Origin of the sequence: Burkholderia sp. 4M9327F10, from assembly GCF_005503145.1 — a bacterium.
Taxonomy (GTDB): Bacteria; Pseudomonadota; Gammaproteobacteria; order Burkholderiales; family Burkholderiaceae; genus Paraburkholderia.
In genome coordinates this window covers 44660-57455 of record NZ_SCNV01000015.1, presented here as the reverse complement: position 1 = coordinate 57455, position 12796 = coordinate 44660, and the positions used below count along the sequence as shown (strand labels likewise).

Here is a 12796-nt window from a genome sequence, read left to right as displayed (position 1 = left end):
TGTCTCTAGCCTCGCGCGCCGCGCGCCAGGTTCCGGACCCGTGGCAAAACATGCTCGCCGACACGGGTCGATTCCTCGAGATTCGGGTACGACGACAGCAAGAATGTACTGATACCAAGCTGGCGATATTCATCAAGACGGGTCGCGACCTGATCGTAACTGCCGACCAGGGCTGTCGCCGCTCCTCCGCGGATAAGACCCACGCCGGCCCAAACATTCGGATAAACCTCCAGCCTGCGCATGGATCGCCCGGTAGGCGCGATGCGTTGGCTCAGTTCGGTTTGACGGCGTTGTCCAACCGACTCATACGAGGCCAGTTGCCGCTGCGCGTCGGCAAGCGTTTGATCGGAGACTTCGCCTAGCAACTGATCGGCGCGCTCCCAGGCTTCGCATTCGGTTTCCCGCGCAATCACGTGAACCCGCAAGCCGAAGCGAATCTGGCGCCCGAGTACGGCCGCCAATGCGCGCATCCGGTTGATTCTTTCCCGCACCATGTCAGGCGGCTCGCCCCATAGAAGATACGAGTCCGCCTGGCTTGAGGCCACCTGCTCCGCCAACGCCGACGCCCCGCCCACATGCAGCAAAGGCGGTGTATCGAGCGGTACACCCGGGTGATTGGGGTTCAGCGTATAGTGCTCGCCGGCGAAGCTCTGACCGGGTCCAAGCCAGAGGCGCTTCAATACGCGCAGGAACTCTCCGGTCCGGCGATAGCGCTCGTCGTGATCGAGAAAGTCGCCGACTGCGCGTTGCTCGTAAGCACTCGATCCCGTCACCGCGAACAACTGCAGACGACCATCGCATAGCTGCCACAGGGTTGCCGCTTTGCGGGCGACATGGACAGGCTGCTCGAGTCCAGGACGAAATGTCACGAGAAAGCGGATCCGCCGGGTTGCGCCTGCCAGCAGGGCGGAGACGAGCCACGGGTCCTCGAAACCGGCAGCCGTCGGCACCAGCAACCCGTCGAAGCCCGCCGCCTCTGCCGAGACTGCCACCTGCCGCAGGTAGGCGGGCGTGGCGGCGCGGTAGTCCTGCATGAAATTGGCTGGACGGGGCAAGCCGCTGTTGGCCAGATGAGGACCATCGCCATTGGTGGGCAGAAACCAGTTGAATTCGACTGTCACGGTTTACCTCGTATGGCGCCGTTCGGTACCGGGCGAGGACTTGCTTCGGCGCTCTCGCTCGATACTGAGTAAAAGCACTCACGCTCGTCCGGCAATGCTCCCACGAGCCGCTGCCAGGCATCGGCAATCTGACGCCGCACGGCGACTGGCGGGAAACAGCGAAATAGCAGGCCATCGCAATGACGGCTGGCTATCGCATACTCGTCCGCTGCCTTTGGCAGCCAGTAGACCGCGGGGAGCGATGCAGCCAGATCGGGAAGCTTTGCATTCTCGGCCTGGAAATACGTGCCACGAAATTCCAGGGGAGCACCTTGGCGTAGCGCCCGAAAGATTGCCAGAAACTCGGCGCAGCGTTCGAGCCGCTGCGCACGATTCAGATAATCGCGCCCGGTATCGACCGGCTCGTCGAGCTCCATCTGCAATATCAAACGGCCTGCGCTTAGCGACTGCATACTTTGCGCAAGATGCGCGGCCACTACAGGCAACATCGAGCCTACCCGCAGCCCCACCATCAGGTTGATATCGGGAATCTCGGCGGCCAGGGCGGCCGCGAGCATCCATGGGTCAGGCTCTGCGCGTCCCGTCGGCAACAGCACCGTGTCGATTCCCGCGGCTTGCGCGGCTCGCGCAAGCCCGATCCGGTCGGATATCGTGAGCGTAGCTCCATCACTCGCGGCAGCAAGGCGCAAAATGAGGTGCGGTGGAGTGTGTGTCAAAAGCACTAGATCAGAACTTGTATGAAATACGCAGGCCAATCGTTCTCGGCTCTCCTACTGCCGCCACGCTGTCTCCAGGCAAGAAGAAGTTCTTCGTCAGGTCGTACTCGCGATTGAACAGATTGTGCACCCAGAACGTAAAGTCCCAATGTCCGCCCGGTGGCGCCACCGAGACACTGGCGTTGACAAGCCAGTATGACTCGACCGTATAGCCCGGGCCCAGCAACAGCAATTGCGAATAAGTATCGTGGAAGCTGTAGTTCGTTTCCGCGCGGAAGCGGTATCCGTTCTCGCGCCAGTTATAGGATACTTGACCACCGTAACTCAAGCGCGGAAAGCTGAGCGCCGTTCCCTGGTAATTCGTAAAGACATTGTGGCCGGCCGCTGCCGAGGCCTGAGTGTCGTAAGTGACGAACGGTGCGGTGTATTTCCCTTCCTTGTAGCCGACGTACTGGGAGATGGTCAGCCCTGCAATGGGGTCCCATTCGAGCTCGCTTTCGAAACCGTTGATTTCCGATTTAGGCGCGTTGACGAAGGTCCCAATCAGCGATTGCGAGTTGCTGTCGTAAACCGCCGACAAAACCTGCTGATCGCGATAGTCGTAATGGAAGACCGACGTATTGAAGCGCAAGCTCCTGCTTAGATCGCTCTTGAAGCCGGCTTCATAGGCAGTCAGCGTTTCCGGCTTGAATGGCGCAAGCGCGTCGGAGTCCGTTGTATTGTGCGCCGTGAAGCCGCCGGACTTGTAGCCCCGGCTAATCGTCGCGTAGAGCAGCGTTGTGGGAAGCAGGTTGTATTCGACTCCCACCTTTCCCGATGTCCCATTCGACGTGAGCGACTGATTCGGCGCGGCCGGACTATAAAACGGCGTAAAGGACGACGCCGTCACCGAGCCGGACTCGAAATCGGTCAGGTCGCGTGCTTCATGTTCCTGCCGTATGCCGAAGATGCCGTGTAGACGGGGCGTGATGTCATACGTCGCCTGGCCGTAGACGCCTAGTGTGTTGACCTGCTGATCATACGAGGTCAACGCCATGATTCCCAGCCGGTCGGTGAAGTCCGAGTAAAACTTCGAGTCGAGGCTGTCGTGCGAATAGAAAGCACCCGCTACCCAGTGCAGCCGCGATTGAGGATTATTGGAGGACACGCGGAATTCCTGCGTGAACTCATTGACCGTGTCGTTGAAGTATTCGTCCGAGGCGCTGTAGCTGGTGGCATCCCAGTCGGCGTATTCGCGCCGATGCAGGAAGTTGTAGGCAGTGATGCTGGTCAACTGGACGAGACCCAGGCTGTACGTCGCCGTCAGGCTAACCCCGTTGCTGTCGTTGTCACGCCCGGGTTTTGCATTGGGCGATAGCCCAATCAGGTGGGCAAATGCCGGACTCAGCCCCCAGCCCGTGGCCGTGTAATTGGTATCCGCCGGAATCAATACCTGACCGGCCCCTCCGGACAGCGACGTGTATGGCGCAATCAGGGACAAGCCTTCGTCGTCCGACTTGTCGAAGCCCGTATGCGCTTCCAGATGGAATTTCAGATCGTGCGTGGCGTCCCAGTCGAGTTCTCCGCGCACGGCTGCCGTGTCGTTGTTGCCCAGCGATTGCCCTGTTGCACGATTGGTTTGCCATGCGCCGAAGTCCGACGTCGCGAAGGCAAGGCGTCCACGCAGTGTGTCGCTGATTGGCCCTGAAATATAGCCCTCGTTATTGAACAGGTTGTGCGAGCCGTACTCGGTCGTGATGCCGGCCTCGAAATCGTTAGTCGGCTTGTTGGTGATGAAATTGATCGTGCCACCCGTGGTATTGCGGCCATATAGCGTGCCCTGCGGCCCGCGCAGCACTTCCACCCGGTCGATGTCAAAGATCTGGCCTTGCGTCTGGATCGGCAAGGCGTAAGCCACGTCGTCAATATTGACGCCCACCGTCGAGGAGTTGTTCGAGCTGTAGTCGATAAAGCCGACACCGCGAATCCGGAACTGGGGCTGGCCGCCGCCGAACGCGGGTTCAACCTCGACGCTGGCGGTCGCGTGCTGGATATCGTTGATGTTGTTGACGTTCTGATCCTGCAGGTCCCGGGCTGTGAGCACGGAAATTGAAGCGCCAACGTCCTGCGCGGACTGTTTGCGCCGCTCCGCCGTGACGGTGACGCTTCTTAGCGTCGCAACGGGTTTCTCCGCAGCCGAACCCGAGGCGCCGGAGGCCGTTGCAGCACTGGCGGTTTCTGGCTGTGCTGCTGGCGGCGCACTTGTTTGCGCGTGCGCTGCTAGCGGAAGCGTCAGGAGTGCAGACGCGCCGATCGACGCGCTCAACAATTTCTGTTTCATCAAGATCCCCGAGGAACAATATGCTTTAAGTGGCCAGACTCGCCCTTTGCGCGTCGACTTACGACACGGATTCGTTTGTTGTCGTCGGGCTCATGCAGGAAGGCGGGGGCAACGTACGCAACTGCTATGCCAATTCGGTAGAGGCCGATGGCATGGGGATTTTTCGAATTGCGAGCGAGGGGGATGCTGGATTCACGATCATCGGCGCAACCGATCTGCTGAGTTTCCAACAAATGAGCCATGCCGGACCCTGTGTGCTGCCTTTTCAGCAAATCGCTTGGAAAGCAGCGCCCGGATTGCGCGAGCATTGGTTTAAACGCAGGAAAAGCATGGGAATTCTTAGTTGGCTCAGCTTTTGCTCATGGGGATCCGGTTTCCTCCTTCAGGATTTTCATGAGCACTGCTTTGCCAGCCGATACGTTGCCGCGCGAGTTCGCAGACGCCCTCGACGCAGAACCCAACTCCCCGCAGCGCCGCCGCTTTATCGCGGCGGCCGCTGCCGCACTGGCTCTCGAGTACGCGAGGCCTATCATGGCGGCAGCGAACCCGACGCCGGATGCCGCAGCCTTGCCGCCCCGGCGCGGCGGAACCTTGCTGCTGATCGCACAGCCTGAACCGCCGTCGCTCATCAACGCGCTGACCCCTCACGTGGCATCGCAATACGTCGGTGGGAAGATTTTCCAGGGACTGTTGACGTTCGATACCAACCTAAAGCCCGTTCCCGTTCTTGCCAGCAGCTGGACCGCATCGCCCGATGGTCTGCATTACGTCTTCACCTTGCAGAAGGACGTGCGCTGGCATGACGGCCAGCCGTTCGATGCGCAGGACGTGGTGTTCACCTTGAACGAAATTGCGCCGCAGGCATTGCCGCGCATGAAGCTGACGGTCGACAGATACTTTGAGTCGATCACGGCAAATAGCGCCGGGCAAGTGGAAATTCGCCTGAAAAAGCCGTACGGTGGCTTGTTTGATCTGCTGGGAAGCGGTCTGTTGCCGATCCTCCCGCGCCACCTGTATGCAGGCAAAGACCCGCGTAGCAATCCCGCTAACCAGCATCCGATCGGCACCGGGCCGTTCGTCTTCAAGGAGTGGAAGCACGGCGCCTATATCCGGCTCGAACGTAACCCAAGCTACTGGAAAAAAGACCTGCCTTATCTCGACGGCATTGTCTTCAACATTCTTCCGGATGCATCCTCACGAGCGATTGCGTTTGAACAGAACACCGTCCATGCGCTGCGTGCGGGCGACGTCGACTACGCCGATGTAAAGCGTCTCTCAAAGCTGCCCGGTGTCAGCTACACGACGAGCGGTTGGGAATTGTTCTCCGGAATGGCCTTCCTTGAACTTAACCAGCGCAAGCCGCCGTTCGACAACGCATTGGTAAGGCAGGCGGTGCTTCACGCCTTGAACCGGCAGTTTATTGTCGACAACATTTTCTTCGGCTACGGCAAGGTTGCGACGAGTTCGTTTATTTCGACCACGCCGTTCTATGATCCGAACACGCCGCAGTTCCCCTATGACCCGGATCGGGCCCGGGCGTTGATCAGGCAATCGGGTGTCGACGTGGGCAAGACTACGCTGACGCTGATCAACGGCGAGAAGGGCGGGGCATGGGAGCGCGTAGCCGAATATACGCAACAGGCGCTTAGCCAGGTCGGCTTCAAGATACGTGTGGAAACCACTGACGCAGCCAGTTGGTACTCGCACGTGGCGAACTGGGATTTCGATCTCAGCTACAATTTCCTGTTTCAGAATGCCGACCCGGAGTTCGGCGTTGCACCGCTGTATCGGGCCGACGGCATATCGAAGGGTTCCCCGTTCAATAACGCCGAAGGCTACGACAATCCCAAGGTCGATGCGCTGTGGGACGCGGCGGCGCAAACGACCGATACGTCCAGGCGCAAGCAGATCTACGCGCAAATCCAGACGCAACTCGCCAACGATGCGGCGATTGCCAACATCTTCGAAATGGTCAATCCGACGCTGTATCGCAGCAACGTGCATAACCTTTTGCGCACCGCGACCAGCCTGAACGACAGCCTCGAAACCACGTGGATCGGCTAACCATGCGCGGTTTCGTGTTTTCGGTTCTGTCGCGGCTTGGCAAGGCGTTCCTTGTGGTGCTGAGTGTGGTGGTAGTGAACTTCTTCCTGATCCGGCTTGCGCCAGGCGACCCGGCGATGGTCCTGGCGGGTGACGCGGGTTCAGGAGACGCCGCCTACGTTGCCCATTTGCGCGACTCCCTGGGATTGAGCCGGCCGCTCTCCGAGCAGTTTTTTGTGTACCTCCGCAACCTGCTGCATCTGGACTTCGGCTACTCCTACCGCAGCCAGGAAGCCGTGCTGACACTGGTGCTCGAGCGATTGCCGGCAACCTTGCTATTGATGGCGGCCGCGTTCGTCGTCTCGCTGCTTGGCGGCGTAGCGGCGGGGCTAGTCGCGGCCTACGGCGAAACCCGCGCAAGCAGGTGGCAACACTGGATTTCGCGCGGGATCAGCGCGGGTTCGCTGCTGGTCTACGCAACGCCGTTGTTCTGGCTATCGCTGATGCTGCTGATCGTGTTTTCGGTCGTGCTTGGCTGGCTGCCTTCCTTTGGCATGGAGACCGTCAGCGCCGGCTATACGGGTTGGCGGCACCTTGCCGATGTCGCCGCACATCTGACGTTGCCTGCGCTATCGCTCGGCATGATTTACGGCACGGTCTATGTTCAACTGACGCGTGCCGCAGTGCTTGACGTCATTGGTCTCGACTTCGTCAAGACGGCGCGCGCCAAGGGCGTACCTGAGCACCGCGTGCTGTTCGTGCACGTTCTGCGCAATGCACTGCTGTCCGTCATCTCATTCGGCGGTATTCAGCTTGGCCAGCTTGCAGGTGGTGCCTTGATTACCGAAACCGTGTTTGCGTGGCCGGGTCTGGGCAGCCTGATGTTCGATTCACTGTTGCAACGTGATTACCCGGTGCTGCTGGGCATTCTGACCGTAGTTTCCGCGCTGGTAGTCGCGTTCAACGTGCTGACGGACCTGCTCTACCGTCTCGCCGATCCGCGCATTGCAGCCGGGGTAACAGCATGAGCGGCCACTTCTGGCGCCGGTTTTCCGGTTCTGCCCAGACCCGGGCCGGCATAGCCGTGCTCGGCGTGCTCGTCATCCTTGCGCTGGTTGCACCGTGTTTCGGCGCCTCGCCGTGGAATATGGTGGCGGCGCCATTGATTGATCCGCTGTCGCAACTGGCTCACCCGCTGGGCACGGACATGCTGGGCCGCGACGTGCTGACCGGGCTCGTGTGGAGTACGCGCGCTTCACTGTCGGTTGGCGTCGCGGCGACTGCGGCGACGCTGGCGATCGGCGTTGTAATCGGTGCGCTCGCAGGCTGGTTCGGCGGCTGGATCGACGATGTCCTGATGCGGATCACTGAACTCTTTCAGACGATCCCTCAGTTCGCGCTTGCCGTTGTGGTCGCGGCCGTGCTCGGCGCTTCACCGAATGCGACCGTTGCCGCGATTGCCATCGCCTCCTGGCCGGTCGTCGCTCGGGTTGTGCGTGGAGAATTTCTCAGCCTGAAGCAGCGTGAATTCATTCTGGCGGCACACATGATCGGGCAGCGTCCGCTCGCTATCGTCTTCAGGCAGCTTCTTCCACATGCGCTTTCACCCGTCGCGGTCCTGGGTTCGCTGATGGTCGGAAATGCGATATTGACCGAATCGGCCTTGTCGTTCCTCGGTCTTGGTGACCCGGGTCTGATGAGCTGGGGCTTCATGATCGGCGCAGCACGCAACATGATTCGCGAGCACTGGTGGCTTAGCGTTTGGCCAGGCCTTGCCATTGTGGTGACGGTTCTTGCGGTCAATCTGGTTGGCGAGGGGCTACGCCAGGCGCTCGCAGTTTCGCAGCCCGCATTGCGGGGTGGCCGATGAACCGCGCGACCAGGGAACCACTACTTTCGATCGAGCACCTGACGCTCGCGCTACCGACCGGTGCCGAGCGTAGTTATGCAGTCGAGGACGTTTCGCTGACGCTCGCGCATGGCGAGGTGCTGTGTGTCGTCGGCGAATCGGGATCGGGTAAATCGATGCTGGCCGGCGCTGTGACGGGACTTCTTCCGCACGGCGTGCGCCGGCAGGCCGGACGTATCGTGTTTCGCGGCGAAGACCTGACGCAACGTAACGCGTCGGCGATGCGCGAAGTCCGCGGACGCGACATTTCCATGATCTTTCAGGAACCGTTGTCGGCGCTGAACCCGTTGCAGACGATTGGAAGCCAGATCGAAGAGACAATGCGCGTGCATGGCGTGTTGACCAGACGGCATGATAGAAATGCACGTGCCGCTCGCGTCGTGGAACTACTCGAACTCGTGGGACTTCCTCAGCCGGAATTGCTGCGTCACGCCTACCCGTCTTCGCTGTCCGGCGGTCAGCGACAGCGCGTACTGATTGCGATCGCGCTCGCACTTGAACCGTCGCTGCTGATTGCCGATGAGCCGACCACCGCGCTCGACGTGACGACGCAGGCCAAAATTCTTGAACTGATCAGGCAGGTTCAGCGAAACAGGCAGATGGGGGTGCTGTTCATCACGCACGATTTCGGCGTGGTTGCCGACATTGCGGATCGTGTTGCCGTGCTTGAACGTGGTGTGCTTGTCGAGTACGGTGAAGCAAGCCAGGTCCTGAATCACCCGCAGCACCGTTATACGCGCCAGCTGATCGACGCTATCCCGCATGGACGTTTCCAGGGGCCGGCTATCTCCAGCGACACGCCCGTGTTGCTCGACGTGCAGCGCCTGAAGAAGAGTTATCCGGCACGGCAGCCGCCTTCCTTTTCACTCTGGCGGCAACGTGTCAGGGTACCGGCACTTGGCAACGTGAGTTTTACGCTACGCCGCGGTGAGACGCTCGGTATCGTAGGCGAATCGGGGTCTGGAAAGTCAACCTTGGCCCGCGCTTTGCTGCGCTTTGACCGTGTGGAAAGCGGACATATCCTGTTCGAAGGGCAAGATTTTGCCCAGTTGCCGAATAAAACATTGCGCCCATTGCGTCGTCACATCCAGATGGTCTTTCAGGATCCCGTTGCGTCGTTGAATAGCAAACAGACGGTTGGGCAGATTATCGCCGCAGGTCCGATTGCATATGGCGTATCGCATGCCGAGGCCTATCGCTATGCGCGTGACCTGTTGACGCTGATCGGCCTTCCCGAACAGGCCGCCGAACGCTATCCGCATCAGTTTTCCGGTGGACAGCGCCAACGCATCAGCATTGCGCGTGCCCTCGCGCTCGAACCGAAGATCCTGGTGGCAGACGAGGCTGTGTCGGGGCTCGACGTATCGGTCCAGGCCAACGTCCTGGAACTTCTGCAAGCGATACAGCAGAAGATGGGCATGGCACTCGTCTTTATCACACATGATCTGCGCGTTGCGGCTCAGATTTGCAACCGGATTCTGGTTATGCGCGCCGGGCAGATAGTCGAGGCAGGCGACGTCAAACAGGTTCTCGAATCACCCCAGCACCCGTATACCCGGCAACTGATCGAAGCCATACCGGGACGGCAGTTGCAACGGGACGTGAGCGTAAATCCCGCACTAAAGCGAGCTTGCCTCAGTGCGACTGATGATGGACAAAGAACACGATGAGCAATACTTCAGACCAGAATCTACGCACCGCTAGCGTGGTAACCGGCACGGATACAGAAATCCGCCCGGGGCGTGTGCTCAATGTCGCCCACCACGCGGCGCCGTCCGGCTCGCCGCATGCGAGCAGTACGGTGTTCCTTGCACACGGCGGAGGCGGCAATAAAAATCAGTGGCGTTATCAATGGAAATACCTTGTCGAGGCCGGCTACAACGTCATTGCATGGGACTTCCTCGGGCATGGTTCGAGCCCGCGTCCATCTCCCAGATCTGCGCAGGCGTATCAAGGCGAACAGACGCTGCTCGATTACCTCGCCATTTTCGAGCGCTACAAGCGTGCGCATAACGTGCTGGCTGGGCATTCGCTTGGCACGCGAAGCACGCTTGGTGTGCTGCAAAAGCTGGCCGCCCAGCAGCGCTTGACGGAGGTGCACGCAGTGCTTCTGCTCGGCACGCAACTCGCAGGACCTTCTCTCGGCGGCGTGCTGGATCTGCCGCCGTCGTTGTTTGGTCTGTTAAAACCGCTTCTGGCGAGGCGATTTCGACGCCTTGCGTGGCATCCGGACAGCGATCCTGTACTGGTCGATTACGAAAGCCGGGTATCCAGCGGAAATTCGACGACCGTGATGCAGGCGGTGATACGCAATGTTTCGGTGCTTGAACCCGAACGGCTTGACGAATTGCGCTTGCCAGTAACCGTGGTGTCGGGAGACCGTGACGGACTTACTCCGGCCCTCGGCGGTAAAGCTCTCGCGGACAAGCTGCCGCAGGCGGCGTTTATCGAGCTGAAAGACTGTGGACACCAGATCATGCTGGAAAAGCCTGAACTGGTGAACCAGTTGCTGCGCGGTCTTCTCGCATTGCAGCAGCCAGTCGGCCTTTGATTACAACCGGCGGTATGAGCAAGCGTAGCGACCGCATGCGTTAAAAGGCACTCGCAAGGCCGCACATTAAAAAGAGCCTGCTCGCCCCTGGGAGGCGGCAGGCAAAGGCCCAGCGGGCGCTACGGGGGTAGCCGCTGAGATGACCAGGCACGATCATAGATCGGCGGGGATCGGACGTGGTGAGCGTGGCGGACAAGACCACGCATTTGGCAGCCTGCGATATAAAACCGAAGCTGCAACGCTATCCGGTCACACAGCAGAAGCGAAACGCAAAAAATTCCTATTGCCCATCAGGCTGCGAACGTTGCTCGATAGAAAATCGCTCGTGGACAAGAAACGCCACACAACTGCTATAGATTTTGGCCACGGCCTGGCACTCGTAGTTGAGATTCAGGTGATCCAGGAACGCACCGCCTAACGTTTTTGCGTCAAACATGTCTTCGCTTACGCTCAACACATGAGCTGCCATCTCTCTGGCGAAACTGGCGAGAGATACGCGCTGCAGCACGTCAATGACGTGATCGTTGACCTGCATCCAGAGGTGCGTCGATTCGACCAGATGCTCGACCGTGAGCCAGCGGCCGGTGAGATGATGCTTGACCAGTTGCGACATCACGAGATAGGTCAGAAACTCGGCCTGTGCACCAATGTTGGGATAGGATGTCGAGAGTGCCATGAAATTGATCTGATTAGAATTACATATCAATTATTTAACAGGCCAGCGTGTGCGAGATCAACTTCATAAAGGAGGCCACCGAGTTGGTGATGGCAGTGGGTTAAGACCGTAAGGGTGTCTCGGTCAGCTTGCTCAAACCTCAAAGCGCGCATACGAGGATAGAACGAAAAGAATGAATGACGACGTGTGCGGCGGAAGAGGCCATGCTATTGACTGAACAGGACAACAATGGAGGTTAGGTGCCTGGGTTATGAAGATCCAGACCTCCTGTTTCTGTGTGATCACGCCCTTCACGATGCAAAGAACGGGGCGAGATCTGTCGTCGAACTCGGCCAATGCCATGGCCTTGGCCGCCACGCGCACCGCGCCAGCTTTCTGTCGTTCTAAGATCGCTCCTCGTTTATATAGGGCCTCCCCCCACACCCAATGATGCTCTGACTTGCTGCTCCCTAAGGGCAAGCGGGCTCCTTCACTTGAGTCCGCGACGCAGCGGCCTGCCTGGCGGTCTATGAACAGTTCTGATCTGGTGTGTCTGGCAATTGCGGTGATGATGCTGGCGACATGGATTTGTCATTAGCATCGGTCTTAGGATGATTCCAATGCTGAGGAAGCGTGACGGGCACAACAGACGTAGGAAAATATGGACGAACTCGTTGATCTCATGAATGAGTACGCGGCGATCGATGACAAGGATTCGCTCTATGCGCGTGTGCTGGCGTCCTTCATTGCCGGGCACGAAGCACGCATGCGGTGTGAGTTGGAGAGAAAGGCCGAGGCAGCCTCTGGCGAGAGAGGATAAGGCCAGGTTGTTCCCCGGATTAAATCGAAAGAAAACCGGCGGATAAGGCCCAAACGTTGTCGTATCCAACGTGCTGCGTCGCAGCGTACGCTAAACAATCTGCTCAGCCTGAGCTCGTTCTTTGAGCGGATTACACGGCGCAAAATTACATGGATATTACTCTTTCGATTCTCTCCAAGCTTTGCTTTGCATGGGTTCTCGTTTACCTCGCATTCAGCCTGCAATCGGCCCTATGGGCGGGGGCAAGACACAGTAGCGGACTTGTCATCCTCGAGCTTCAACCCCATCGTGCGCGTGGTAAGAAAGAGGCCACAAGGGCAAGACTGCTGCGGCGAATGGCATTGCTCGCCGTTGTTGCATTGCCGCTGGGTATCGTAGCAACGGTTGTGGGTCTGGCCATATCGTAGAGATTCCACTGTGTGCCGGGCGAGTGCCGAGGTGTCGGCTATCGGTTTATGCCATTTGCATTTGTCGAGGTGTGCAGATGTCGAAAGGTTGAGGAAAGCTCGAATGCGGGATGGTTGTTCGAGGGGGAGATTGAACGTGGAGTTGTCAAATCTTCGCGGATTTTTCAAAATTCGGCATCCCTCCGCACATTTTCGCGTAGACTCCGATCGTCAAAATACCCTTCCGCTCTGCATGATACGGCAAGGGAAGTTCG

At 59.0% G+C, this 12796-nt stretch carries 11 protein-coding genes; 7 read left to right on the top strand and 4 right to left on the bottom strand.

Annotated features, from left to right (window positions below):
- Window positions 1-5: 5 nt before the first annotated feature.
- Genes FFS45_RS16140 through FFS45_RS16130 form a run of 3 tightly spaced genes read right to left on the bottom strand, consistent with a single transcriptional unit; the run spans window position 6 to window position 4157 of the window.
- A complete protein-coding gene (locus FFS45_RS16140) occupies window positions 6-1121 on the bottom strand; it encodes an LLM class flavin-dependent oxidoreductase (RefSeq protein WP_137955646.1) in 1116 nt (371 codons plus the stop codon).
- Window positions 1118-1843, bottom strand: coding sequence for an LLM class flavin-dependent oxidoreductase (locus FFS45_RS16135; protein WP_249362816.1), 726 nt, complete (start codon window positions 1841-1843; stop codon window positions 1118-1120). Before FFS45_RS16135 ends, FFS45_RS16140 begins: the two co-directional genes overlap by 4 nt.
- 4 nt (window positions 1844-1847) lie before the next feature.
- The gene (locus FFS45_RS16130) at window positions 1848-4157 is read right to left on the bottom strand and encodes a TonB-dependent receptor (protein WP_137955644.1); all 2310 of its coding nucleotides are present in this window, start codon (window positions 4155-4157) and stop codon (window positions 1848-1850) included.
- A gap of 393 nt (window positions 4158-4550) precedes the next feature.
- Between FFS45_RS16130 and FFS45_RS16125 the strand changes: the two genes are divergently transcribed.
- The 5 genes from FFS45_RS16125 to FFS45_RS16105 are packed head-to-tail and all read left to right on the top strand — an operon-like array spanning window position 4551 to window position 10660.
- On the top strand, window positions 4551-6221 hold the full coding sequence (locus FFS45_RS16125) for an ABC transporter substrate-binding protein (RefSeq protein WP_249362805.1): 1671 nt from the start codon (window positions 4551-4553) through the stop codon (window positions 6219-6221).
- Between the two features lie 2 nt (window positions 6222-6223).
- Window positions 6224-7228 carry an ABC transporter permease gene (locus FFS45_RS16120; protein ID WP_137955727.1) on the top strand — a complete coding sequence of 335 codons (1005 nt, stop codon included), beginning with the start codon at window positions 6224-6226 and terminating at the stop codon, window positions 7226-7228.
- Window positions 7225-8070, top strand: a complete 846-nt coding sequence (locus FFS45_RS16115) for an ABC transporter permease (RefSeq protein ID WP_137955643.1) — start codon at window positions 7225-7227, stop codon at window positions 8068-8070. Before FFS45_RS16120 ends, FFS45_RS16115 begins: the two co-directional genes overlap by 4 nt.
- On the top strand, window positions 8067-9779 hold the full coding sequence (locus FFS45_RS16110) for an ABC transporter ATP-binding protein (RefSeq protein WP_137955642.1): 1713 nt from the start codon (window positions 8067-8069) through the stop codon (window positions 9777-9779). The genes FFS45_RS16115 and FFS45_RS16110 overlap by 4 nt, the downstream gene beginning before the upstream one ends.
- The gene (locus tag FFS45_RS16105; protein WP_137955641.1) at window positions 9776-10660 is read left to right on the top strand and encodes an alpha/beta hydrolase; all 885 of its coding nucleotides are present in this window, start codon (window positions 9776-9778) and stop codon (window positions 10658-10660) included. Before FFS45_RS16110 ends, FFS45_RS16105 begins: the two co-directional genes overlap by 4 nt.
- A 280-nt stretch (window positions 10661-10940) precedes the next feature.
- Here FFS45_RS16105 and FFS45_RS16100 read toward each other — a convergent pair whose 3' ends face one another.
- Window positions 10941-11336: a hypothetical protein gene (locus FFS45_RS16100; protein ID WP_137955640.1), complete on the bottom strand. Its 396-nt coding sequence runs from the start codon at window positions 11334-11336 to the stop codon at window positions 10941-10943.
- Window positions 11337-11976: 640 nt separating this feature from the next.
- On the opposite strand from FFS45_RS16100, the gene FFS45_RS41730 reads away from it, so the two are divergent.
- Both FFS45_RS41730 and FFS45_RS16095 read left to right on the top strand, forming a co-directional pair.
- On the top strand, window positions 11977-12135 hold the full coding sequence (locus FFS45_RS41730; RefSeq protein ID WP_171029661.1) for a hypothetical protein: 159 nt from the start codon (window positions 11977-11979) through the stop codon (window positions 12133-12135).
- Window positions 12136-12284: 149 nt separating this feature from the next.
- Window positions 12285-12542, top strand: coding sequence for a hypothetical protein (locus FFS45_RS16095; RefSeq protein WP_137955639.1), 258 nt, complete (start codon window positions 12285-12287; stop codon window positions 12540-12542).
- The last annotated feature ends 254 nt before the right edge of the window (window positions 12543-12796 follow it).